The 23,797-nt window shown below is 46.0% G+C and carries 20 protein-coding genes; 16 read left to right on the top strand and 4 right to left on the bottom strand.

What is annotated here, in order from left to right; translation table 11 throughout:
• Position 1: 1 nt before the first annotated feature.
• The 12 genes from BGK61_RS18305 to BGK61_RS18250 all read left to right on the top strand — a co-directional run bounded on the left by BGK61_RS18305 (position 2) and on the right by BGK61_RS18250 (position 13,494).
• The gene (locus BGK61_RS18305; RefSeq protein WP_076012771.1) at positions 2-1,375 is read left to right on the top strand and encodes a tetratricopeptide repeat protein; all 1,374 of its coding nucleotides are present in this window, start codon (positions 2-4) and stop codon (positions 1,373-1,375) included.
• A complete protein-coding gene (locus BGK61_RS18300) occupies positions 1,372-1,674 on the top strand; it encodes a hypothetical protein (RefSeq protein WP_076012772.1) in 303 nt (100 codons plus the stop codon). The genes BGK61_RS18305 and BGK61_RS18300 overlap by 4 nt, the downstream gene beginning before the upstream one ends.
• Before the next feature lies 1 nt (position 1,675).
• A complete protein-coding gene (locus BGK61_RS18295) occupies positions 1,676-3,292 on the top strand; it encodes a PepSY-associated TM helix domain-containing protein (RefSeq protein ID WP_240498952.1) in 1,617 nt (538 codons plus the stop codon).
• On the top strand, positions 3,289-3,639 hold the full coding sequence (locus BGK61_RS18290; RefSeq protein WP_076012446.1) for a DUF3325 domain-containing protein: 351 nt from the start codon (positions 3,289-3,291) through the stop codon (positions 3,637-3,639). Before BGK61_RS18295 ends, BGK61_RS18290 begins: the two co-directional genes overlap by 4 nt.
• Positions 3,640-3,784: 145 nt before the next feature.
• Entirely contained in the window at positions 3,785-4,384 is a 600-nt protein-coding gene (locus BGK61_RS18285) for a PepSY-associated TM helix domain-containing protein (protein ID WP_076012445.1), read from the top strand.
• Positions 4,385-4,430: 46 nt separating this feature from the next.
• Positions 4,431-4,961: a DUF2271 domain-containing protein gene (locus tag BGK61_RS18280; protein ID WP_076012444.1), complete on the top strand. Its 531-nt coding sequence runs from the start codon at positions 4,431-4,433 to the stop codon at positions 4,959-4,961.
• Between the two features lie 55 nt (positions 4,962-5,016).
• Positions 5,017-5,850, top strand: coding sequence for a DUF4198 domain-containing protein (locus BGK61_RS18275; protein WP_076012443.1), 834 nt, complete (start codon positions 5,017-5,019; stop codon positions 5,848-5,850).
• A 103-nt stretch (positions 5,851-5,953) separates the two neighbouring features.
• Positions 5,954-7,345, top strand: coding sequence for a flavodoxin domain-containing protein (locus BGK61_RS18270; RefSeq protein ID WP_076012442.1), 1,392 nt, complete (start codon positions 5,954-5,956; stop codon positions 7,343-7,345).
• Between the two features lie 503 nt (positions 7,346-7,848).
• Positions 7,849-9,537, top strand: coding sequence for a carbon starvation CstA family protein (locus tag BGK61_RS18265; RefSeq protein WP_014999790.1), 1,689 nt, complete (start codon positions 7,849-7,851; stop codon positions 9,535-9,537).
• Between the two features lie 269 nt (positions 9,538-9,806).
• Positions 9,807-10,988, top strand: coding sequence for an SO_0444 family Cu/Zn efflux transporter (locus BGK61_RS18260; RefSeq protein WP_076012441.1), 1,182 nt, complete (start codon positions 9,807-9,809; stop codon positions 10,986-10,988).
• Between the two features lie 149 nt (positions 10,989-11,137).
• Complete coding sequence (locus BGK61_RS18255; RefSeq protein WP_076012440.1) at positions 11,138-12,220, top strand: CNNM domain-containing protein; 1,083 nt, start codon at positions 11,138-11,140, stop codon at positions 12,218-12,220.
• Positions 12,221-12,315: 95 nt separating this feature from the next.
• Positions 12,316-13,494 (top strand): energy transducer TonB, encoded by a 1,179-nt coding sequence (locus BGK61_RS18250; protein WP_076012439.1) that lies wholly within the window; start codon positions 12,316-12,318, stop codon positions 13,492-13,494.
• A 207-nt stretch (positions 13,495-13,701) separates the two neighbouring features.
• On the opposite strand, the gene pdsS is transcribed toward BGK61_RS18250, so the two are convergent.
• Complete coding sequence (pdsS, locus tag BGK61_RS18245) at positions 13,702-15,870, bottom strand: proteobacterial dedicated sortase system histidine kinase (protein ID WP_076012438.1); 2,169 nt, start codon at positions 15,868-15,870, stop codon at positions 13,702-13,704.
• 61 nt (positions 15,871-15,931) lie between these two features.
• Positions 15,932-16,621, bottom strand: a complete 690-nt coding sequence (gene pdsR / locus BGK61_RS18240; protein ID WP_014951008.1) for a proteobacterial dedicated sortase system response regulator — start codon at positions 16,619-16,621, stop codon at positions 15,932-15,934.
• Positions 16,622-17,347: 726 nt separating this feature from the next.
• Between pdsR and BGK61_RS18235 the strand changes: the two genes are divergently transcribed.
• The 3 genes from BGK61_RS18235 to trmB are packed head-to-tail and all read left to right on the top strand — an operon-like array spanning position 17,348 to position 19,798.
• The gene (locus BGK61_RS18235) at positions 17,348-18,280 is read left to right on the top strand and encodes an ABC transporter ATP-binding protein (RefSeq protein WP_014999785.1); all 933 of its coding nucleotides are present in this window, start codon (positions 17,348-17,350) and stop codon (positions 18,278-18,280) included.
• Between the two features lie 25 nt (positions 18,281-18,305).
• Positions 18,306-19,121, top strand: a complete 816-nt coding sequence (locus BGK61_RS18230; protein WP_014999784.1) for an ABC transporter permease — start codon at positions 18,306-18,308, stop codon at positions 19,119-19,121.
• Positions 19,121-19,798, top strand: coding sequence for a tRNA (guanine(46)-N(7))-methyltransferase TrmB (gene trmB / locus BGK61_RS18225; RefSeq protein WP_014999783.1), 678 nt, complete (start codon positions 19,121-19,123; stop codon positions 19,796-19,798). The genes BGK61_RS18230 and trmB overlap by 1 nt, the downstream gene beginning before the upstream one ends.
• A gap of 94 nt (positions 19,799-19,892) precedes the next feature.
• Here trmB and BGK61_RS18220 read toward each other — a convergent pair whose 3' ends face one another.
• Positions 19,893-20,624 (bottom strand): EAL domain-containing protein, encoded by a 732-nt coding sequence (locus BGK61_RS18220; RefSeq protein ID WP_014951004.1) that lies wholly within the window; start codon positions 20,622-20,624, stop codon positions 19,893-19,895.
• A gap of 563 nt (positions 20,625-21,187) precedes the next feature.
• On the opposite strand from BGK61_RS18220, the gene panP reads away from it, so the two are divergent.
• Complete coding sequence (panP, locus tag BGK61_RS18215; protein ID WP_014999782.1) at positions 21,188-22,822, top strand: pyridoxal-dependent aspartate 1-decarboxylase PanP; 1,635 nt, start codon at positions 21,188-21,190, stop codon at positions 22,820-22,822.
• 116 nt (positions 22,823-22,938) lie between these two features.
• Here panP and panC read toward each other — a convergent pair whose 3' ends face one another.
• A complete protein-coding gene (panC, locus tag BGK61_RS18210; RefSeq protein ID WP_076026128.1) occupies positions 22,939-23,790 on the bottom strand; it encodes a pantoate--beta-alanine ligase in 852 nt (283 codons plus the stop codon).
• Positions 23,791-23,797 lie beyond the last annotated feature (7 nt).

The following is a 23,797-nucleotide window of genomic DNA, read 5'->3' as shown; positions in this document are numbered from 1 at the left end:
AATGTTAAAGAAAATTACAGCCGTAACTGTCCTCAGCTGTGTAGTGAGCGCGCTGGCTTTTGTTAAGCCGGTAAGTGCAAAAATAACGGTGGAATTGGAAGAACCCGATTGGCAGTTTGTCCTGCGTCAGCACCATAGAGATGATCATCGTGAACGTATATCCCGTGAAGAAGGTGAGTTTATCGGGCGCATTCAGGCCGACTTGCAAGCAGGCAATTATTCAAACGTTGCCAGCGCATTTGCAACCCAGGATATTTCTCAATTTAGTCCACGTTTGCGTGAGCTTTACGGACAAGTGCTATTGAATGAGAAAAACTACGCACTTGCCGAAAAAGTGCTGTTGGACGTTATAGACGCTATGCCAAATCTTCCATCGGCGCACAGAAGTTTGAGCATGGCGTATTTAATGACAGATAAATTGGCCAAAGCACGCACTCATTTAACTAAAAGCGTAGAACTAGGTATTCAAGATGCCCAACTATTCGGGCAGCTAGCCTATACCAATGTTCAGCTTGGAAAACCTGTCACCGCTATTGGTGCTTATCAAAATGCGTTGATGCTCGAACCTGAAAACAAGCAATGGTATCAAGGCTTATTGTTCGCGCTTATTGAAAGTAATGCACTTGCACAAGCTGAAAGCTTGCTAGGCGAAATGTTGGTAGATGATGAAAGTAATCAGCAGCTTTGGCTCCAACGGGGACAAATAGCGTTAAAGCAGGGTGACATGGTAAAGGCGCTGAGCAGCTTAGAGACTGCCCTTTCTTTGGGTGACCGCTCGCTGTCGAACTTGATTTCAGTGGCCAAATTGCACGTTTCTGACGGCAGTCCGCGGCGCGCAGCAGACATACTGGCTACCCATGCGAAGACTTTCATTACCGACAAAGATGGGGAAGGCTTCGACGCTTACTCTAAAATAGCGGCTTATTTAGCGGCCAATGAACAATGGTCTGATTTAAGTAAATTAACGCAAGCTGCCGACAATAACGTGAAAAATCTGACGGCCTCTCAAGCAGCTACGCTTAATGTACTTAAAGCTCAGTTGGCTATGGGCAAAGGGCAAAGCAAAACGGCAATTTCCCTGTTAACCAAAGCCATTGCTGACGCCCCTGACAATGGTGAGGCGCTGTTGTCTCTTGCTTCACTTTATCGTCAACAGAACAACGTCGAACGTGCCAAAATGACCTATCTACGAGCTGAGTCACTCGCCGACGTTAAACAGCGCGCCATGCTAGGACGTGCGCAAATTGCCATAGATCAGCGTCAGTACCAAGATGCACTTACGCTATTACGACAGGTATACAAATCGTACCCATCCCGTTCTGATTTACTTGGCAACATCCAGTCACTGGAAAACCTAGTGAAGAACACAATATGAAGAGCCAAATGGTAAACCGCGTCACTATAAGTCGCGAACGATTGGATGTCGCACTTAGAACGCTGATTGCTGTGGCACTGGGTTACGCTTTTTCAGCGTGGCTAAGCAGCGCCATTGCCAATTTTATAGGGGCTGAAGGACGAGAGCACGAAGCGCTGGTAAGAATGCTGTTCTTTTGTATTTACTGCACCTTCATTCTTTTTACGTTCATCTTCGATACGGCCAAAAAGGCGACCATCGTAATGACGACGCTCTCGGCGTTAGCTTTGTGTCTCTATTCAATCAGTACAGGGCTTTAGCATGAAAGGGTATGTCAGAAAGTCTATGACGTGGCTCCATACTTGGAGCTCGATACTTGTTGGTTGGTTACTCTTCGCGATTTTTTTTACCGGTACGCTGTCGTTTTTTAGAACCGAAATAACCTATTGGATGCAGCCAGAACAACACGCCGCAGTACCCAGCGAAAAGGCGCTAGAGCACGGTTTACGTTATCTTGCGATCTATGCGCCCAATGCAAGTGAATGGCAACTCTCACTACCAGATGCGCGCTCGAACACCCTCGACTTGTCGTGGCGCGACGCCAATGCAGGTAACGAGCGTCGTCGAGGTCCACGGGTTATGTTGAATCCGTCCACGGGTGAAGAGATAAAAGTAAGAGAAACGGCCGGTGGCAACTTCCTTTATCGCTTTCATTTCGAGTTATACGGCATAGACAGAACCGTTGGACGCTGGATAGTAGGCGCAGTCAGTATGATGATGTTTGTTGCTATTATCAGCGGCGTCATCATGCACAGAAAAATCTTTGCCGATTTCTTTATGTTCAGGCCAAAGAAGAAGCTGCTGAGCTGGATAGATGGGCACGCCATAAGTGCGGTATTAGCACTACCATTTCATATCATGATCACCTTTTCTGGTTTGATTCTATTAGGCGCCACGCTATTGCCTTTTAACAGCGAGGAGCGCGTGCGGCACCGTCCTCAAGGTACAGAAGTACGCCAGAATGCGCAGCAGCAAAATCTAGCTTCACCAGACATTAATGCCTTGTTGGCCTTACCCATCTCTTCGATGATTGCTCACGCTGAGAGCACATGGCAGGTGCCGGTTGAAAGCCTATCTATTACTCACCCGGGTAAAGCTAACGCTCAGTTTACGCTAAGTGGGAACAATCGAACGCAGTTAAGTGCGGGGCGTGGGGGAAGTAGTGCGCTGGTATTTAACGCACAAGGCGAAGTCATAAACGAGCGCCCAGCGTCAGTGGCCGCTAACGCCAGCCAGGCGACGTATAACTATTTGGATATGTTACATCAAGCGCGCTTCGCCGATACCCTCACTCGCTGGTTACTATTTTTTGCCGGTATTCTGGGCACCATTATGGTGGGAACGGGCTCTGTTTTGTGGGTAGTGAAACGGGCAAAGCAACAACTTGGAGAGTTTGGTTTTGAATTGGTCAGGGGCAGCAACATAGGCAGCATTGCAGGGTTAATGTGTGCGACCGGCGGCTACTTTTGGGTAAACAGGCTACTTCCTGCTGATCTAACGTCTCGAAGCTTATGGGAAATTAAGATGTTTTTCGCAATATGGCTGGTGTGTGTGGTTACAGGGTTTATTTGGCGAGACAAAAAAGGGTGGGTAATTCAACTTGGCTTTGCAGCAGTGTTGTTTGCGCTTGTGCCTTTGCTTGACCACCTCACCTCAGCAACAGACCTAGATTTTGCGGTTGCAAATGGTGATAGCTTGAGAGTGAGTTTTGACCTTATATGCATAACACTTGCGGCAGTACTCGGCTATGCTGCTTACCACGTCACAAAAGCCAAAGCCGTGAAAGCAAAACGGGTAAACAGCGCACCGTCACCAAAGCGAAAAGACAAAGCTCGCCAAGACAAACTACAAGGTAAAAACAGCGAGGCATTAATATGAGTATCGTTGTGGATGTGGTGTTCGCATTTTTGCTTACGTATTTGAGTTTCTTACTACTCTCGCTTGGCAATAAGAAGCATGCCGGTATCACCCGACTAACCAGCACACCTTCACCATTACTTTTAATTGTGCTTCATAGTTTGGCGTATTTGCTTATGGCAATAAGTCTCATGAACTGCATAGACGTGTGGAAAACCGAAATTGGCGTTGTGGTGTGGATTGGTTTTTTACAGCTTACAAGCGTGCTGGTTTCTGCAACGTTTACCTATTTACCTACCCTTTATAAAGCGCTGTGCAATTACCTGTTACTTGCGGCTTTTTGGGGGCCTCGTTTGCATAAAAAATAAAGCAATGCTTAAAGGTTGTTGTGCAAAAAATACAATAATGAGAATAAATCTCATTTACATTGAAAAGGTTGGAAATATCTGTATTATCTAGCCCGTTGAAATTAGTCAATATCACCGAGTAGTACAGAGAGTTAGCAACGAAATTATGAGTTTTTCTTTAGGCGGCATTCGCCAATGGCATTGGATTAGTGGCGCAGTATGTCTGATAGGAATGATGTTATTTGCTCTAACCGGGATTACGCTAAATCACGCTGCAGATATTCCTGCCAACAGAACTGTAACGTCAGCTGAATCAAGCTTACCACCGTTGGCTGTCGAACAATTGCTTTCTCTAGATACGGGGGACGTAGCTATACCAAGCGAACTCGTCGCATTTATGCAGTCGCAAGAGGGCATTTCACTACCTTCATCGGTGACGGGAGAGTGGGATGGTATTGAATTTTATGCTGCGTGGCCCGGGCCCGGTGCTGATAGTTGGATAGCAGTAGATGCTGAACTTGGCACAGTGACTTATGAAAACGTTGATAGAGGATGGATATCTTATTTCAATGATCTGCATAAAGGGCGGAACACGGGAAATGCCTGGCGCTGGTTTATCGATATCTTTGCTGTTGCCTGCATTATTTTTAGTGTAACTGGGCTGCAGTTATTAATGCGTCACTCGAAAACGCGCGCGTCTACCTGGCCCATTACTATGCTCGGCGTACTTATCCCGTTTGTCATTATTTTACTGTTTGTGCACTAGCGCGACGCTACTGGCACTTAGCTACACAATTTTAAGGAGTGTTTACATGAAAATGCGAAAAAGCGCAGTGATCGCATCAACGTTATTGAGTATGACATTTGCCTCTGGCGCTATTCACGCGGCAAGCCAAGCCAAACTGGACGTGGCCTTACCGCAACTTGATGTGGCTGAATATCACAAACCTTATCTTGCCGTGTGGATTGAAGACAGTAAACGCAAGGCTACTCAAGTCGCCGTATGGTACGACGTTGAAATGCGTGAAGACAAAGGGAAAGAGTGGCTTAAAGACTTGCGCCAATGGTGGCGTCGTGGTGGGCGAAGCCTTGATTTGCCGTATGACGGACTTACCAGTGCAACAAAAGGCCCAGGCGATTACAGCCTTGATTCGCAGCTAAATAAAGCGTTAGCAGAACTGCCAGAGGGCGATTACACGCTTCGCGTTGAGGCATCACGAGAAGTAGGCGGAAGAGAAGTACTGTCTCTGCCATTTTCTTTACCGCTATCTGCTGCGTCACTACCGGTAGAGGTGAAAGGAAATTCAGAACTTGGGCGTGTAGTACTGCGTCTGGAAGACTAATCTGCGGAGGCGCTAATTCAACGCTCACTCTGTAAAGATCCAATAAGAGGACATTATGAAAAAACTATCAGTAAAAGCTTCTGCCATTGCGCTAGCAGCAACACTTGCCGTGTCATTTTCAGCCAGTGCGCATCGCGCGTGGTTACTACCAAGCTCTACCGTATTATCAGGTGAAGAAGCGTACGTAACGTTTGATGCCGCTATTTCTAATACTATTTTTCACCCTGACCATTTCGCAATGAACGCCAGTAACTTAGTGGTTCAATCGCCAGACGGCGAAGCTGTTGAAGTGGAAAATATGGCGCGCGGAAAGTATCGGACCACGTTTGATTTGAAACTAGATAAAGAAGGTACATACAAACTTGCCTCTGCCAGCAGCGGTATTCGCGCTTTTTGGCGAGATGAAGAAGGCAAGCGTAAGATGTGGCCGGGCCGTGGTGAAGAATATAAGCCTGAAGAGTTTGCTACCGCCGTACCAAAAGAAGCAAAAGACCTTCGCGTAGTGCAAAGCTCTCGACGTGTAGAGACCTATGTCACTCTTGGCGCGCCATCGAGTAAAGTATTTACGCCTGAAAATGTGGGCTTAGAACTAGTGCCAGTGACTCACCCTAATGATTTATTCGCAACCGAAACGGCAACGTTCAAGTTACTTATTGACGGTGAGCCTGCGGTTGGCGCCGAGGTGGAAGTTGTGCGCGGTGGTATGCGCTACAGAAATGATCAGGAAACGATTAAAGTCACGTCTGACAAAAATGGTCAGATTGAAATTACATGGCCGCAAGCCGGAATGTATTTTGTAGAAATTGGTTATGAAGACGATAAAGCGCAAAAGCCAGCAACGTCTCGTAACGGTAGCTACTCAGGCACATTTGAAGTACTTCCACTGTAATAGCCTTGAGCAGCTAGGGGCTGTAATCGTTCTTTAAAGATTAGGGAATAACAGCCTCTTAAGCCTTCAGCTATTCCAATAGAGCAGTATAAAAGATAAGCACATGACAGAAACACACCGTCTACTCATAGCACTATTAAGCATTGGCCTGTATTTGCTGTGGGTAGCGGTGTTATTTTTTAAGCATAAAAAGCAAAACAACTATGCGGTATCAGGCGAGGAGACCCTTGTCGTATACGCAAGTCAAACTGGTACGGCTGAAAAAATTGCCCGCGCGAAGGCCGCTGCGCTATCACAGCAAGAGCAAACGTCGGTAGTGTCCATGGCATCTTTGAAACTCAACACGTTAAGTAGTGTGTCGAAAGTCATTTTTGTTGTGAGTACCTACGGTGAAGGCGAGCCCCCTGATGCGGGCAGAACCTTTAGTAAAGCGCTAAAAAAGGCGTCGTCGAATCAATCTGATTACCTGTCCCATCTATCTTTTGAAGTGGTGGGATTAGGCGATAAGCAATACGCCGCGTTTTGCCAATTCGCAGTCACGTTGTTCGATAATATCAGTGCACTAGGCGCACGTGCGCTTTCTCCGCTAACGACACTGGATTCAGGGAAAGGTGAGCATTTGTCTTTGCTTGGTGCCTTGCCACAGGATGAGCAGCACCCCACCCATGCTTTCACACTGAAAAATCGGGTTCAATTAAATGAAGTAAAGTCGGCCTCAGGCGAGGTTTCAAACCAACCCTCCAACCACTCCGAGAGCAAAGCCTCAACCTCGCCTGGCTTATTCGGCTTGTCGTTGAACGTTGACCATTCTAATCAGACACAAGAATTACATGAACAATGGGAAGCGGGTGACGTGTTGGAAGTACTTATTCCTCAGCAAGCAGGGGAACCAATAGTTAGCCGAAGTTACACCATTGCGTCGGTACCACAAGAGCACGACGTAAAGCTTGTAGTTCGACAGCTGGCTAAAGACAACGGCCAACTCGGGATAGGTTCAGGCTTACTTACCCGTTCCTTGCCTCTGTCTCAATCAGTACAGGCCTACATTCGTAAAAATACCAGCGCGATTATTGCAGACACAATGTGCCCATTGCTTTTGATTGCGGCGGGTAGCGGCATTGCGGGGGTACGAGCACAGCTTGCAAAACGCGCACTGCTCGAGAACGCAGGGCCAGTATGGATATTTTTTGGCGAGCGTAATCCTGCGCAAGATGACGTGCTAGATAAAACGCTATCGCCTTTTCAGAATAGTGACTGTATTTTTAAAAAGTCAGTTATTTTCTCCCGTCAAGAAAACGGAGGCTATGTTCAACAGCGCCTCGTAGAGCAACGAGATGAGGTCAAATCCTTCTTAGGCGACACCGGACAAGTATACGTATGTGGGCATTTTGAGGGAATGGGCCAAGGCGTTGATAAAGCGTTGCGGTCTATACTTGAGGAACAAGCATACAATGCGCTAGCTGATGAAGGGCGTTATCATCGCGACCTTTATTAAGACAATTTAATAAAAGCGATATTTGTTTAGTTAAGCGACGTAACGATAAAGAGAGAAGTAGCTATACAGAGAGTGAAAAGACCCCCCTTGCACTCGATTGGAATAGCGCATAGCTTCTCGCTCAACGACATAACAGCATCGCACAATAGAAAACTGGTTATACATTGAACGTTATGGCTTTTCGAGCGTGCGTTTCCAATAAAATCTCCATTCAGTGAAGCTAATTCTTATTCTTTACGTTAGACTTTAGTCTAATGCGCAAGGCCCTTGCCTCGGCGCATGTTTAAATACGCGCAACAGTACGTTGGGCATACCTCAAACAGGTAATCTCTTACTCAGGTATGACCTTTCTTCACCGCTAATTGGTGTAGTGTTTGAACTGAAAAAAAGATAATCCACGGGCTAGGAGCTGCTGACCTTTGTTGTACGTTTAAGCCAAAATTCGTACACCAAAGATTAACAGGCCCTAGAAACCTATTGGTAAAACAAATTAGGACGACAGTATGCAGTCTATTGCCATTGTAATACTGGGCATCATCGGAATGTTGCTCGGTTGGTTCGTGTATTCTAAATTTATCGCGAGCCGAATTTTTAAGTTGGATGATAGTTTTGTAACACCAGCTCACACGATGAAAGATGGGGTGGATTATGTTCCCACCAATAAAGTCGTGTTGTGGGGGCACCATTTCACTTCCGTAGCGGGTGCTGCGCCAATTGTAGGCCCAGCCATCGCCGTTTATTGGGGTTGGGTTCCAGCAGTGCTTTGGGTTGTATTTGGTACCATTTTATTCGCTGGTGTACATGATATGGGTGCCCTATGGGCGAGTGCGCGTCACAAAGGTAAGTCTATGGGCGCGTTGTCAGAAACCGTTATCGGAAAACGCTCTCGTTCACTGTTTATGATAGTGATCTTCCTAGTGCTCCTAATGGTTAACGCGGTATTCGGCGTGGTTATCGCTAACTCGTTTGTATCCCAACCAAATGCCGTATTCCCTGCCTGGATGGCAATTGCAGTAGCGCTGGTAATAGGTCAATTACTAAAACGTAATTTCAGCCTTATACCTCTGTGCATAGTAGGTATTATTGTTTTATATGCATCTGTATATGCAGGTAGCTATATCCCACTTAGCCTACCGGAAACCATGTTTGGCTTAGCTGATAAAGCCAACTGGATCATTATCCTATTCGTTTACGCCGCTATAGCATCATTGCTTCCGGTATGGATGTTATTGCAGCCACGTGATTTTATTAACGGTATGCAGCTACTTGTTGGCTTGTTCCTACTTTACGGTGCGGTATTCTTTGCTATGCCAGATATCACGGCTCCAGCATTCAACGCCCAAACAGCCGTCGACTCGCCAAGCCTTATTCCTTTATTATTCGTGACTATTGCCTGCGGTGCAGTTTCTGGCTTCCACGGAATTGTATCTTCAGGTACCAGCTCTAAGCAGCTTGATAAAGAGACAGACGCACGCTTCGTAGGCTACCTAGGTGCAATAGGTGAAGGCTCACTAGCGCTTATCACAATCGTTGCTGTGAGTGGCGTGGCGTTTGCCGCATCGCCAGAAGAGTGGCACGAAGTATATAGCCACTTAGGCGCGGGCAGCGTAGGTGCATTTATCACAGGCGGAGCAAACTTGATTCAGCAAGGTTGGGGACTGCCAGTAGATTTCTCTTCAACAATTCTAGCGGTAATGGTTGTACTATTTGCCGGTACCACCATGGACTCAGGTGTGCGTCTACAGCGCTATATTATTCAGGAGTGGGGCGATATTTACTCTATCGGTGCACTTAAGAACGGTGTGGTTGCAACACTTGTTGCTGTTGGATGCTGCTTACTATTGGCCTTCGGTGCCGGTGGCGCGTCGGGAAGCGGCGGCATGATCATCTGGCCTCTATTCGGCTCAACTAACCAAATCCTAGCCAGTTTAACACTGTTAGTTATCTCAGTTATGTTGATCAAGTTAGGTCGACCAGCTAAGTACACGCTAATCCCTATGGTATTTGTACTGGTGATGGCATTCTTTGCAGGTCTTATTAAGCTTAAAGAGTACTATGTTGAAGGTAACTACCTGCTAGTGTTCTTAGATGCGGTAGTACTCATTGTATCCGTGCTCGTAATGCTTGAAGCTTTCTCAGTAGTGTCGAAGCTTAAAAGAGAATCGGCGCATAAAGAGCAGCTTGAAAAGTAAGTAATACGCTTAGCGTTTTTTCATGGTTGACCTCGTGGTTTAAAATCACACTTACGAGACAGTCAACATTTGGCCAGTGCATTTGTACTGGCCATTTTTCTTTCCGCTCAAGTAACTTCCCCTCCTGCTTGTCCTCTTAATCAATATTGTTGATTTTCTGTCATACCGCATATCTGTTATTATAATTAGCGTTTTAAAACATCGTTATTCTTGTTGTTGAAGGTACTGCTTAGAAAAGTCTTCTAGAACAAAATAACCTGCGAGGCGTTGTGTCAGATATCATTTTACTTGGACAAAATTTCCTAGCGCTTTTTATTGAATCGGCGCCCTGGCTACTTCTAGGTTTGCTGGTGGCAGGTATCATGCATGAATTGGTACCCGTTTCGTTTTTAGAAAAGCACATGGGCAGCTCATCGTTCGGTTCAATTAGCAAAGCTGCCATAATTGGTGCGCCCTTACCTCTGTGTTCTTGTGGCGTTATCCCTGCGGCTTTAGGACTTAGGCGCAGCGGCGCGTCGAAGTCATCGACCATCTCATTTTTGGTTTCTACCCCTGAAACTGGCGTGGACAGCGTCTCAGTATCTTATGCATTGCTCGGCCCCCTCTATGCTATTGTCAGACCCGTTGCGGCTATTTTAAGCGCCATTTATGCGGGCTTAATGGTACGCTTTTTCACAGAATCAGATGAGAAAAAAGAAGCGCAGCTAGGTCAAGCCGAAGCGATGCAGTCGTCATCTTGTTGTGGGTCCAAGCCTGAACCTAAGCCAGAGCCTAAAGCTCAGGTCGCGTCTTCTTGTTGTGGTGGTGAAAAGAAAGCGGTCCATAACCATGTCAGCGAGGAAGCATTACCAGCCAAGTCTCAACCTTCGAAAATCGCAAACGTGCTTGCTTACGCTAGTGGAAAGTTACTTGAAGATATTGTGGTTTGGTTATTAGTGGGTTTAGCACTAGCAGCTGCCATTAAGACTTGGGTGCCCACAGACTTTCTTACCCAATGGGGAGATGGTGTTATTGCCATGCTTGTTATGGCGATCATCGGTATTCCCATGTACATATGCGCTACCGCTTCCACGCCGTTGGCTGTAGGTTTTCTTGCGGCAGGGTTATCACCTGGTGCTATTCTGGTGTTTCTGATGGCAGGTCCAGCCACTAACGTCTCAACCATGGGTATGATAAAGCAAGAAATGGGTACACGAACATTAGTGCTCTATCTGTTCAGTGTGATATCTGCAAGCATAGGTTTCGGCTACTTACTTAACTACTTAGTGGCATCATTTTCTCTATCGTCAATGATTAAAACCCAAAGTCACGTTCATGAACATGGTGCAGATGTTCAAGTAATTTACGCGCTTTGTGCGATTGTCTTGGCGGGGTTAATGTTAAGGCTAGGTGTGAAGAAGCTGCAGCAAAACCGTCATAACCACGAACAACACTCGGCGTGTTGCGGGTAATCGTTACGTTTACGTTTCCCTCTCATTAACTAAGCGCTCAAATGATATACACTGAGCGCTTGTATATCCCGCTCTATTATCCATAATAGTCGCTTAACTAATTAAAAATAAAATGCGTTTAAACCTACAAGGACGCTTGGAATAATTACATGCTTTTACTTATTGTGTACGTCTTCATCGCACTGGGCTTTTCTTTTTTGTGCTCCATTGCAGAGGCTGTAATTCTAAGTGTTTCATCTGCTTACATCTCTGTATTAGAGAAAGAGGGCAAAGCTAGTGGTGCACTGTTGCGTGAACAAACGGATAACATTAACACACCGTTATCGGCAATTTTGACCCTTAATACGATAGCCCACACAATGGGCGCAGCAGGTGCTGGGGCTCAAGCCGCGGCAGTATTTGGCGACGCTTATTTAGGTATCATTTCAGCGATACTTACCCTGCTCATTCTGATTTTCTCTGAGATTATTCCTAAAACCCTTGGCGCAACCTATTGGCGAGCACTAGCGCCGGTAACGGCATATTTTCTTAAATATCTTTCAATCGTACTTATGCCGTTTGTGAAAATGTCTGAATTAATGACAAAGGGTTTTAAAGAAGACAGCCCCCTTCGCGGATTAAGTCGAAGCGAACTGCATGCTATGGCAGAGTTGTCAGGGCAAGAGGGGCAGCTAGCCAATCATGAGGCCGCCTTCTTACAGAGCCTGTTGAGCCTGCATGAACTTAAAGTGAAAGATGCTATCACTCATCGCACGGCGCTATTTAAGGTGTCGGAATCGATGACGGTAGAAGGTTTTTTTCACAAACACGCTAACATTGAGTTTTCCCGTATTCCTGTCTTTGAAGACAGTGATTCTGAAAACATAACAGGTTTTGTTATGCGTTCAGATCTATTGGTGGCACAAGCTCGGGGTAATACCGATAAGCCATTATCTGAATATGCCAAAGACATGGTTACCGTGTTGAATACTATGCCTTTATCCGTCACATTCGAGCACTTTATTAATAAGCATGTACATATGCTGTTGGTGGTTGATGAGTACGGTGGCCTAGAAGGCGTTCTCACCTTGGAAGACTTGTTGGAACGCTTACTAGGTGTAGATATCGTCGATGAGAAAGATACAACGGTGAGTATGCGACGACTGGCTAAGATGATGATGAAACGAAAAGAGCAGATGATGATTAAAAACGTACCAGATGCTTCACTTGAGAATTCCTCGAAAAAATCCTAGCCTTACATTTTGAGGTCAGCTTGATATTCAAGCAAACCACTACTAAAAACGTAAATGTTAAGATAATTATTTAGCTTTAATTACGGATGATAAATATGAAAAGAACTCAATGGAACAAAGCAAATATAGATAGCAATGTATTGCAGCCAACCCGTCTCCCCTTAAGCAAATTAGCGTTTGTTTTCGCCACTTTGTGTACTTCAGTAATTAGCGGAAATGCGTTAGCGCAGGAGTTGAGTATTCCCTGCGACGAAGTCGAGAAAAAGGCACTGGAAGAGGCAAAAGAGAACGAAGTAACGCGCATCACCGCTTTTCAACCTGCCATGCCCATTGAGAGAGCTAACCCTCGATATCCTGCACAAGCCGCCAGAAAAGGCCAAGAGGGCTGGGTGAGAATGAGTTATGTTGTCGACGAAGAAGGGAGAGTTAAAGACCCTGTAGTGGATGACTTCTTCGGCAATAGTGCGTTCAAGAAAAGTGCATTAAGCGCGGTTAAAAAATGGAAGTTCGAACCTGCAGTCAAAGACGGCGAGCCTACTCAGCAATGCCATCAAAGTGTGCAAATGGATTTTGTTTTAGGTGGGCGTACTGGCGCATCGCGAAAATTTGTCAGCGCTTACAAAGACGCGGATGCACTTTTTCAAGCTGGTGATATAGACGCTGCGGAAGCGGCATTAAGCGAGCTCAAAGACTGGGATACTTTAAATCGCTACGAAAATACCTGGCTGCTCAACTTGGATTCGCAGATTGCAAATAAGTTGGGTGATGTTGAAAGAGAAGTGCAAAGTATCGGACGTATACTTTCCAGCAATGGCAGCAAGCGCGATAAAAATATGGTGTTCGATGAAAACTATGTTGCCTATTCATTGCAGCGAAAAATAATCTTGGATAGCCAACGAGGGCTCTTTGCCGACGCGCTATCATCATTCAGCAAACTTAAAGAAATGGATGATCAGCAAACACGTATTGAGGAGATAACACCAATTATCGAACAAATCGAAACGGCTATTGCATCGAATCAAAACTTAGAAGTGCCCGTTACTATTGGTGAAAATGGCAACTGGTTCCATACATTAGTGCGAAGCCAATTTGCATTTAATGATATTAACGGCGACTTAGACACGGTGGAAGTGCGTTGCGAATCACACCGTGAGAAATTTACGGTTGCAGAGGGGCATGTCTGGAAAATACCTGAAAGTTGGGGGCAATGTCGTGTACTGGTTAAAGGCGATGATGCAACCAAGTTTAATTTGATTGAAGTTGCACAAAGTTAAACGCTAACGCAGCATTTCAGCATCGTATACCCCTTAGCGAAAGCTGGCGTTCTACCTTTTGGCCTTTATTTTTGCCATTATTGATAATAAAGGCTAAGCAAGGTAGAACGCTGTTAGAATGCCTATCTAGGTGTAAGAGCCTCTAAGTATTCAGCCAAGTTCATCACACGTTAACTCTAGGTTTAGCGAATAGGTTGTTTCACCCAACTACATTAACGGAAAGCGTGCACTAACAACTACGCCCGTTCCATCTTTTCTATCAGCTAACGATAACTGGCCTTTGTGGAAGGTCATTATGATATTGGCAATGTAAAGCCCTAGCCCCAAGTGCGGTGAAGAGGCATTTTGCACATCGTTTTCTTTTCTCACCGAGACCATAGACTGGAGTAGCTGAGACTTCATTCCTTCAGGAAGGAGCGGCCCGGTATTGCTGATAGTTAACTCAGTTTGCTTGTCTTTAACCGTGATACTGACCTGAATCTCACTTTCTTTTTCACTGAAATCTACGGCGTTAGCGATAATTTTATCGAACATTTGCGCAGTAAGTTCGGGTGAGCCAAGTATACGTGCGCTATCAGCATTGTGGGTAAAACTAAAGCGTCGATGGCTGTAGGCATGCTCGTAACCAGCAATACACCCAGATATCACCTTAACTAAGTCGAATGGCTCTAAATCTTCTTGCTGAATGGCCTGCTCTAATCGGGTGGCTTCACTCATACTATTTAAGATGGTGCTTAGGCGGTTCACTCCTGATTGGGCCCTCTCAACAAAAACGGCTTGTTGGTCGGCATCATTAACCTGAGTCAGCATATCCAATGACGACTTCACCACGGCAATGGGCGTTCTAAGTTCGTGAGACAAGCGGGACGCCATGTTTTCTAAATAGGAGTTGTACTGCTGTAACCGCGAAAGCACATCCGCAAATGAACGGGATAAATCACCAATTTCATCACGTTGATTGGATACCGGCAGGGTTCCAATGATTTTGCCATTATCATCAATCACAGCTTCGGTGTTATCGCGAAGGGAGCGAATGCGGTTTGAAATTCGCGTCGCGAACAGCAGTAATCCTAATGTACCTATGGTCATCACTGCCAAAATAACGTGAAAGAGCTGTTCTAACGCCCGGTTCCGTAACGTACGAATACCGTTAGTGGTTTGCTCTACAACAACCGCACCCATTACGTTGCCTTCAATAAAAATAGGGTAGGCAGCGGAAAGCACTATGGCTTTGTTATCGGGTGACAAGCGCCATAGTGAATCGGGTTGGCCATTCAGCGCCGTGCCTAAATCCTGCCCTACCAATGCATAAGCATCGTCTAGCTCGTCAATAAAGTCGGCAGGTGGCCGCGTAAGAATCTGATAATAAAGTGGAAGTAACCACTCACTTTCTATCCAATGCCAAATTGCATTTGAAGAGGTTTCTTTTTCATCTACTTCAATGCCCGTTGCTGATTGAATATCACCAGCGCGTGCGAGTACCCGTTTGTGTTTATCTACGACCCACACCCGGGAATCGGCATATTTTAAACCTGCCAGAATGCGCTCAATTTCAGGGGATGGAGTGATAACAGTACCTAATTCAGCGAGCTCTTTGGTATTCGCCGTACCTAACGCGTACTGCTTCAATCGACTTGCCTTGTCGTCTACATCGACAATTGAAAATGCCAAGCCGCCTGTGGTCAAAGATAGCGGAAAGCGCAGTTCAATGTTGTAGCCTGTGGCTGTCTCTTGCCATCGGCCCTGAATAGAGAGCGCGTTCTCTATTGCCCGTGTGGTCGTTGTGTTGTCTGCGAGTTTGTACGCATTTACCCAGCCACTTTCATAAGGAGCAACAACATATCTTGCTAATTCACCCTGTGGGGTTTCCATGCCCACAAGCAGGTGGTCGCCTGTTTCTACGCTTAAACTATTGGGTTGCCGCCACAGCAGCACGTCATCACTGACTTCAAACATGGCATACAGAAATTGACCGTAGCGCCCCACCATATGCTTAAACGACAAGCTGGTGGGTTCACCCGCATAGCCATTGTAATACTCAATAACTTCGCTACTGCCATACTCACTCATTAACTCACTGACTTGCTGCCAGTCATTGAGTTCACCATCCAGTCGAATGGGGGATGGGATAGGAGGCGCGTAAAGATCTGTGCCAGGACGTACGTCTTGAAGATACGCAGACTGGCTATCAAATAAAGCGGGACGCTCATGAAGCGCAGTGGCAACGGCTCGCGCCGTGCCAATCATGGTTTGTTCCTGACCGTTTCGCAGATACTGCTCAAGCTCCCACACGTAGTTATAACCTAAGTAGGGGATGGTGAATAAGAACAGCGACAGCACCATAAGCTGAAGGCGTATTGAAAAGCGAAATCCCATGTTTTTAGTCGGTTGCCCTTATCTTTTGATCAGATGAAACGCGGACTTAGTCGAAAGCCAGCTACAGTTGCCAGCGATATCCCATGCCGTACACGGTGTCGATATGATCGAAGTTTGGGTCAAGCTGCACAAACTTTTTACGCATGCGTTTGATATGCGAGGTAATGGTGGTGTCGTCTACTACCATTCTGGACTCATCCATTAGCTGTTGGCGGCTTTTCACATGACCTGGGCGCTTAATGAGCGCATGCAGCATCCAAAACTCTGTCACCGTTAATAGAACGGGCTGGTTCTGCCAGCTTACCGTCATTCTGGACACGTCTACTTTTAAGTCGCCAACTTTTAGTTCATCTTTTTGCTCTGTTGGGGCGGCAAGTAAATCTGTACGTCTGAACAAGGCGGCAATTCGCGCAAGCAAGTGGGCCATGCTGATATCTTTGGTCAGGTAATCGTCCGCGCCCATTCTAAGGCCGCTGATAGTATCTACATCGTTATCTCGTGCAGTAAAAAAGATGATAGGCAGGGTTTGGGACAGGCCTCGTAGTTGCTGGCACAGCATAAAGCCCCCTTCTATTTCATCTTTCAGACCAATATCGATAATGGCTAAGTCGGGTAAGGTGTGGTTAAACGCTTCAGCAGCTGACGGTCTGTCCTCATAGGCATTTACGCTATAACCTTGCGCTTTCAGCGCCATAATGTAATTTTCGCGAATGGCCGCGTCATCTTCCACTAATGCAATTGTCTTTGGCATACATTAACCCGCAAATATAATTCTGATAGAGCGCACACTATACCTATGAATGGCAGCTGTTGCCTAAGTTCGGCATAAAATCCTCAAGCCTGCCTCATTTACGCCATATTTGAGAGTGGCCATCGTGAAATTTTAGCTGGTATAACATTGAGAAACGCGACTTTGAATAAGGCTCTGCGCGTTCCTCTACATGCTGATTGTACAGGCATTTTAAATCACCACCACATTTCCACAATTGCGCGCTTTTTTTGCCATGTATACCGCGTTTAATAGAAGTTGTCTGTCGAGTTCAGTGTAAAGCTTTTAAGTGCACCAAACGAGCATGGCAGGTTGTACTGTTTCTCCATCTTTTTTTGAAAGTTAAGCGTGAAACAGTGCCGTGGAAGCGGTAAGGCTGAACTTCTACGTAAAAGTCTCAATTGGCTTATAGCTACCCTTTGCGCTGCGTGCTACCCCAACGGTACGCAGCGCTTTTTTATTAGGGTTGAAAAAAGGTGTTTCCGCTCTCACTTAGTAAATCAGTTATGCGAAAGCTTAAACTGTTTTAAGCAACCACTAAACGCGAGTGTATTCATTTAATAGCATGAACTGGGTTACACTTCGTTTGCTATACATTGTTAGCTCAAGATAGCTACATCTCACTCAAGTTGGTTAGGGCGTGCTGACCTTTGGTGTGCATCAAAGGTCAATACGTCTTAGTGGTCACACTCTCACTACGGGCAAATCATGAAAGCGTTGGACATTAAAGGGTTAACCAAAACCTACAAAGGTGGCGTACAGGCATTAAAAGGCGTCGACCTCACAGTAGAAGAAGGGGACTTCTTCGCATTACTCGGCCCAAATGGCGCGGGTAAATCTACCACTATTGGTATTATCAGCTCACTCGTTAACCAAACCAACGGCAGCGTTTCAGTGTTTGGTTATGACCTCACAACGCAAAAAGAGCAAGCAAAAGCCTGCATTGGACTGGTGCCACAAGAGTTCAACTTCAACCAGTTTGAAACCGTACTGCAAATTGTATTGAATCAGGCGGGTTACTACGGTGTGCCGCGCAGTATTGCAAAAGAGCGCGCTAAAAAATACCTAGCCCAGTTAGATCTGTGGGAAAAACGGGACGCCCGCGCGCGTGAGCTATCTGGCGGTATGAAGCGCAGGTTGATGATAGCTCGAGCACTCATGCATGAGCCGAAATTGCTTATTCTAGATGAGCCAACCGCGGGTGTAGATATTGAAATTCGTCGCTCAATGTGGGGCTTCTTGGAAGAGATTAACCGTCAGGGGATTACCATCATACTCACTACCCACTACCTAGAAGAAGCCGAAATGCTGTGTCGCAATATCGCCATTATTAACAAGGGCACCATTGTCGAGAACACCAGCATGAAAGCTTTGCTTTCTAAGTTAAGTCTGGAAACCTTTGTATTGGATATCAAAATTCCAGATGGGGTGTCGACGACAGATAATCTGCTAACGGGCTTTGAACACCGTTTGATTGACGACCATACACTTGAAGTTGACGTTGAGAAAACGGAAGGGTTGAACCCTGTTTTCACGCAGCTAAGTGAAAAGGGTATTCAAGTGATGAGCATGCGCAATAAATCAAATCGCCTTGAAGAGCTATTTGTGCGTTTAGTTGAATCAGCGAAGCAAGCTGGCTAAACCCACAATAGGTAAAGGTGACAATATGAAAACTGAAAGTACACAAATGAACACAGAACAAAACGTGGGTTGGTTTAAGCAAAACTATGTGGCGCTTACCACCATTTGGATAAAAGAATGCACGCGCTTTTTGCGCATATGGGTACAAACCCTTGTGCCGCCAGCTATTACAATGAGCTTGTACTTCGTTATATTCGGTAGCCTTATTGGTAATCGTATTGGCGAAATGGGCGGTTTTACTTACATGGAGTTTATTGTGCCCGGTCTTATTATGATGTCGGTGATCACAAACTCCTACGCCAACGTGTCGTCTTCATTTTTTAGTGCTAAATTTCAGCGCAATATTGAAGAGCTGTTGGTGTCACCAGTACCCACCTCGGTCATCATTCTTGGGTATGTTGGCGGCGGCGTAGCCCGGGCTATCCTGATAGGCATTATCGTTACCTTGGTGTCGCTGTTTTTCGTTGATGTGCAAATCCATCACCTCGGCATTATTGCGCTCACTTTGCTGCTTACCTCTACCTTGTTCGCAACAGCAGGCTTAATTAATGCGGTGTTTGCGAAAACTTTTGATGATATTAGCGTAGTGCCCACGTTCGTACTAACGCCTTTAACCTACTTGGGTGGCGTATTCTATTCGTTGTCGCTTTTGCCTGAATTCTGGCAGTGGGTGAGCAAAGCGAATCCGGTTGTGTATATGGTTAACGGATTTCGTTATGGGTTCTTAGGGGTCTCTGACGTAAACGTGACCTTATCGCTCACATTGCTGGTAGGCTTCAATGCGCTGTTATTCAGCGTAGCGTACTACCTACTTAAAACAGGTAAAGGTATTCGTAGCTGATGGCAAGTGGTAACTCAAGAGAAATCACCACCTCGCAGGTAGGTATTCACGACAAGTTAGACGACTTAGTGAAGAAGTATCAAGCAAGTGAAAATAAGCGACCGATTAGCGATCATACACAAACAGCTTTTGACGAAGTGAGTGCGTGGCTTGATAACGGTAATGGTTTTAACGGTGAGGTTATTCTAGATTCTTGCTGTGGTGTTGGCGAAAGTACGGCGAATATTGCAAGAGCAAACCCCGATGCGCGTGTTATCGGTATTGATAAGTCGGCGCTGCGAGTGGATAAACACGAGCATTACAGCGCACAGCAAGACAACTATCGGGTTATTCGTGCAGATGTGAACGACTTTTGGCGCTTAGTAAAGCAGTCTAATTGGAACGTGACTCAGCACTTTCTGCTGTATCCCAACCCCTATCCTAAAAAAACGCAGGTTCAAAAGCGCTGGCACGGTAGTGCGGCCATGGTGGACCTGATGGCGATCACTCCAAATATTGAAGTGCGTAGCAACTGGCTTATTTATCTAATGGAATTTGCGCAAGCGGCTAAACATTACGGCATGGTATCTGATTTATCTGAAGTCACTGGCGATAACCATATGACGCCGTTTGAGCGAAAGTACAGAGGTAGCGGTCAATCGTGCTGGCAGCTAAACTGTCGTAGTGAAGAAAGCTGATTCAACTTTATCAGCTAGAACCACTGATAACTAATGATAGCGGGGCGAGATGAACATCTCGCCCCGTTTGCTTTAGTTCTGGGGTAGATACCCGTTAATGGCGCGCAGTGGCACTTCGTACATTCGCCATGGGCGGACTAAACACATATCCCTGTGCATAACGAATGGGCAGTCGCTTCACTCTTTCTAAATGCGCCTCATCCTCAACGTGCTCGGCAATAGTGCTAACGCCATGTCTTTCACATAGCGACAGTAGATAGTCTACATATTCCCTCACCGCTTCTTGTTCGTCGTAGTGTTTGATTAGCCCGCCTGCAAGCTTAATCCCTCGAACCGGCAAGTTCATTAGCGCACGTATATTGCCTGGGCATGACCCAACGTTGTCGATGAAAACGCCCAGTCCCACATGCATACTTTTTTCGATAAATGCGGTAAGGCTTTTCGGATTGGATAGGGCAGTAGAAGCACTCACTTCTATACTTACACGCTCCGGCGTGGGATAGCTTGCTAAATGGGTGATGAGGGTATTAGTAAGCTCTACATTGTGAAGGTCATTGGCAGTTATATTGATGTTCCAAGGGATATTAACGTCGTGAAAATAGCTGGCACATTGCACAAACATGCTCGCTGCAAGTGTATTTACGTGTTGTTCGCGCTCTATAAGGTAGAGAAACTCGCTAGGTAAAAAAGTCTTATCACCTCGGGTTATCAAGCGTGCCAGGCACTCGTAGCGCCATACTCCTTGGCTTTGTAAGTCAACGATGGGTTGAAAATAAGGCACGATATCATCGATAGAGAAATCCTCGGAAATTTCACGAATGGGCATAGAAAGACCCCCTTGCTTTGAAGCAGTACTTTATCGTAGCGATGAATGCTTGAATGTGAGTTCAATGGCTACTTAGGCTCGCAATTAGAAGATGGACAACCAATACGAGAGACTCGTGTTGGTACTATTCATAAATTAAATATAGTAGAGACTGATAAAATTTGCGGTACAAAATTCGCGGGAATTTGCTTAATTACGTGTACAGAATTGGTTGTCTCACGGGATTGGGGCATGTAATAAAACGTTAATAGTAGCTTAAATGCCGTGCGCTAACCCTTGGCGAGCATTGCAATCTGATGTAAAGTGCGACACCCTGAAAGTATTGTGATAAGTTTTCAGGTTTGGCAACGAATGGACCGCGTCAACGCGCATTAGCCCAGCCGATGTACCGTTAAGGGATATGTTGGATAAATAGCTGCACCAGTCACAAAGTAATTGTGTCGAATGCTAGTTGGCTAAAAGGAAAAGTAAGTGTCAGGCCGGTGTCCTACAAAACCGCCTGTTGATTTCGCCCAATAAATGTAAGCGAAATGTGTGATTGTTTTAAGTATGAGGTGTGTTGAGTGGGTGAAGCGCAAGTTAGTTTAGAGCACCTGTTTAGGGTCTTTACCAAGCCTGAACACAAAGACTCAAAGCTGGCTCAAATAGAGCAGCATTTATCTGACAATATCTTAGATTTTTTGTCGCAGCACGTAGTGACAAAGAAGACGTCGTTAGAAGAAATTGAAAAAGACTTTTCAGACTCAAAGGTGCCTGAATCACCTGAGTTCGTGTCTACTCACGCTGAAAGCTTGTTAGATAAGCTCGTTGCGCATTCTGTTAATACTTATTCTCCTACCTTTATCGGTCACATGACCTCTGCGTTGCCTTATTTTCATCTGCCGCTTTCTAAGTTAATGGTAGGGCTTAATCAGAACCTGGTTAAGATAGAAACCTCTAAAGCCTTTACGCCGCTTGAACGTCAAGTGCTGGGTATGATGCACAACCTTGTGTACGACCAGCCTCAGGACTTTTATGATGAGCACCTACACAGTGCCGCGCATTCTTTAGGCGCTTTCTGCTCGGGCGGAACCATTGCCAATATCACTGCCTTATGGGTGGCGCGTAACAAACTGCTTGGCCCACAAAAAGGGTTTTCAGGCGTGGCTAAAGCGGGTCTTGCCGCAGCCTATCGCCACTACAATATTAATAATTTAGGCGTGATGTGCAGCAAGCGCGGCCATTACTCGCTCTCAAAGGCTGTGGACGTATTGGGGTTAGGTCGTGAGCAGTTATTAACTGTGCCTGCGCCGAAACAAACCCTCGACCCAGCGAAAGCCCTTCGCATTGGTAAACGTTATCAAGAGGAAGGTAATAAGCTTCTGGCAATTGTTGGGGTAGGCGGAACTACTGAAACGGGGCACGTAGACCCGCTGGATGAGCTTGCTGACGTAGCCAAAGAATTAGGCTGCTGGTTCCATGTAGACGCAGCCTGGGGCGGCGCTACGCTATTCTCAGCGCGCTATCGCGACAGACTAAAAGGTATTGAGCGCGCAGACTCAGTGACTATTGATGCACACAAGCAAATGTACGTGCCTATGGGCGCGGGAATGGCGCTTTTCAAAGACCCACAAAATGCCAATGCGGTAAGGCATCATGCCCAGTATATACTGCGTGCAGGCTCTAAAGATTTAGGTGCTACCACGCTTGAAGGCTCCCGCAACGGTATGGCCATGATGGTGTACTCGGCGCTACATATATTCGGTCGTAAAGGTTACGAGCTACTTATCGATCGCAGTATCGATAAAGCCAAAGACTTTGCGCAGATGATTGATAAGGCCCAAGACTTCGAGTTGACCACAACACCTATTCTCTCTTTGTTGACCTATCGCGTATGCCCCGCTGAGGTGCAGGAAAAGCTGAAGCATGTGAATGCTAAAACCCGCAACGCCATTAACGAGAAAATTGATGCCCTAGTTGTTGCGGTACAAAAGCAGCAGCGTGAGGCTGGTAAGTCATTTGTATCTCGTACTCGCTTGGAAGCGCCGGATTACCCTTCCCAGTGCATTACTGTATTTCGCGTGGTGTTAGCGAATCCGCTTACCAGCCATAACGATTTGGCCGCGATTTTAGCTGAACAGCACTTAATTGCGAAAGAGACTCAGGCATGGAAAGAGCTAATGGATTTTGTTCGCGAAACAGAAACCGTTGCTTCTTAACAGCGGACTTTAACAGCTACATATAAAAAAACGCCCGATACAGGCTCTGTTTAAGAGCATTGCATCGGGCGTTTTCTATTGTAGTTCGAGACTATCCGCGAGGATTGGTATTACGCTTAATCTCGCGTAATCTGCATATTATCAATTAAGCGCGTCTTGCCCATAAACATAGCAACCAGCAGAACTAATTCTTTGTCGCTATCGTTAGCTGGTTCAAACGTGGCGGCGTTAACTACCTGACAGTAGTCCTTCTTAAAGCCTTTCGCTTCAAGGTTACTGACCATGGTATTTTCAAGCTCAACAAAGTCGGTGTTACCGCTTTCTATACCCGCTTTTAAGCGCTGCATTTCTGCAAAAATAGCACTCGCGGTCGCTTTTTCAGTGTCTGTGAGATAGCCATTTCTAGAGCTCATTGCCAGACCTGACGTCTCGCGCTCAGTAGGCACGCCGTGGACTTTCACTGCCATTGATAAATCGCGAGCTAAAGCGCGAATAACTTGTAGCTGCTGGAAGTCTTTTTCACCAAAAAACGCATCGTCTGGCTGTACCATGTTGAAAAGCTTGGTCACCACGGTAGCTACGCCGCGAAAGTGGCCTGGGCGACTCGCGCCACAATGAGAGCCTGAAATGCCGGGTACTTCAACGAAAGTCTGCGCGTCCAGTCCCGCCGGATACATTTCCGCAACGCTTGGTAAAAACACCGCGTCTGCACCCACTGAAGTCAGCTTAGCTTTATCTTCTTCGATAGTGCGTGGATAGGCGTCTAAATCTTCGTTCGCGCCAAACTGCATAGGGTTAACAAAAATGCTAACTACCACTTTGTCGTTATGCGCTTTCGCCTTTTTAACTAGTTTGAGATGACCATCGTGCAGGTTGCCCATAGTGGGTACAAAACCTACGGTTTCACCATTGCGTTTCCATGCATTCACCGTGCTGCGCAATACTGAAATGCTATCAACCACCTTCATAATTTAC

This window comes from Alteromonas abrolhosensis (assembly GCF_001953635.1).
Lineage (GTDB): Bacteria > Pseudomonadota > Gammaproteobacteria > Enterobacterales > Alteromonadaceae > Alteromonas > Alteromonas abrolhosensis.
Note: the sequence above shows the minus strand (reverse complement) of the source record. Positions and strands in the feature narration are given on the sequence as shown.

Excerpts from the sequence above, each read along its gene's own strand:
- BGK61_RS18305 (WP_076012771.1), top strand. The coding sequence starts at position 2 with ATGTTAAAGAAAATTACAGCCGTAACTGTCCTCAGCTGTGTAGTGAGC.
- BGK61_RS18300 (WP_076012772.1), top strand. The coding sequence starts at position 1,372 with ATGAAGAGCCAAATGGTAAACCGCGTCACTATAAGTCGCGAACGATTG.
- BGK61_RS18295 (WP_240498952.1), top strand. The coding sequence starts at position 1,676 with ATGAAAGGGTATGTCAGAAAGTCTATGACGTGGCTCCATACTTGGAGC.
- BGK61_RS18290 (WP_076012446.1), top strand. The coding sequence starts at position 3,289 with ATGAGTATCGTTGTGGATGTGGTGTTCGCATTTTTGCTTACGTATTTG.
- BGK61_RS18285 (WP_076012445.1), top strand. The coding sequence starts at position 3,785 with ATGAGTTTTTCTTTAGGCGGCATTCGCCAATGGCATTGGATTAGTGGC.
- BGK61_RS18280 (WP_076012444.1), top strand. The coding sequence starts at position 4,431 with ATGAAAATGCGAAAAAGCGCAGTGATCGCATCAACGTTATTGAGTATG.
- BGK61_RS18275 (WP_076012443.1), top strand. The coding sequence starts at position 5,017 with ATGAAAAAACTATCAGTAAAAGCTTCTGCCATTGCGCTAGCAGCAACA.
- BGK61_RS18270 (WP_076012442.1), top strand. The coding sequence starts at position 5,954 with ATGACAGAAACACACCGTCTACTCATAGCACTATTAAGCATTGGCCTG.
- BGK61_RS18265 (WP_014999790.1), top strand. The coding sequence starts at position 7,849 with ATGCAGTCTATTGCCATTGTAATACTGGGCATCATCGGAATGTTGCTC.
- BGK61_RS18255 (WP_076012440.1), top strand. The coding sequence starts at position 11,138 with ATGCTTTTACTTATTGTGTACGTCTTCATCGCACTGGGCTTTTCTTTT.
- BGK61_RS18250 (WP_076012439.1), top strand. The coding sequence starts at position 12,316 with ATGAAAAGAACTCAATGGAACAAAGCAAATATAGATAGCAATGTATTG.
- pdsS (WP_076012438.1), bottom strand. The coding sequence starts at position 15,870 with ATGGGATTTCGCTTTTCAATACGCCTTCAGCTTATGGTGCTGTCGCTG.
- pdsR (WP_014951008.1), bottom strand. The coding sequence starts at position 16,621 with ATGCCAAAGACAATTGCATTAGTGGAAGATGACGCGGCCATTCGCGAA.
- BGK61_RS18235 (WP_014999785.1), top strand. The coding sequence starts at position 17,348 with ATGAAAGCGTTGGACATTAAAGGGTTAACCAAAACCTACAAAGGTGGC.
- BGK61_RS18230 (WP_014999784.1), top strand. The coding sequence starts at position 18,306 with ATGAAAACTGAAAGTACACAAATGAACACAGAACAAAACGTGGGTTGG.
- trmB (WP_014999783.1), top strand. The coding sequence starts at position 19,121 with ATGGCAAGTGGTAACTCAAGAGAAATCACCACCTCGCAGGTAGGTATT.
- BGK61_RS18220 (WP_014951004.1), bottom strand. The coding sequence starts at position 20,624 with ATGCCCATTCGTGAAATTTCCGAGGATTTCTCTATCGATGATATCGTG.
- panC (WP_076026128.1), bottom strand. The coding sequence starts at position 23,790 with ATGAAGGTGGTTGATAGCATTTCAGTATTGCGCAGCACGGTGAATGCA.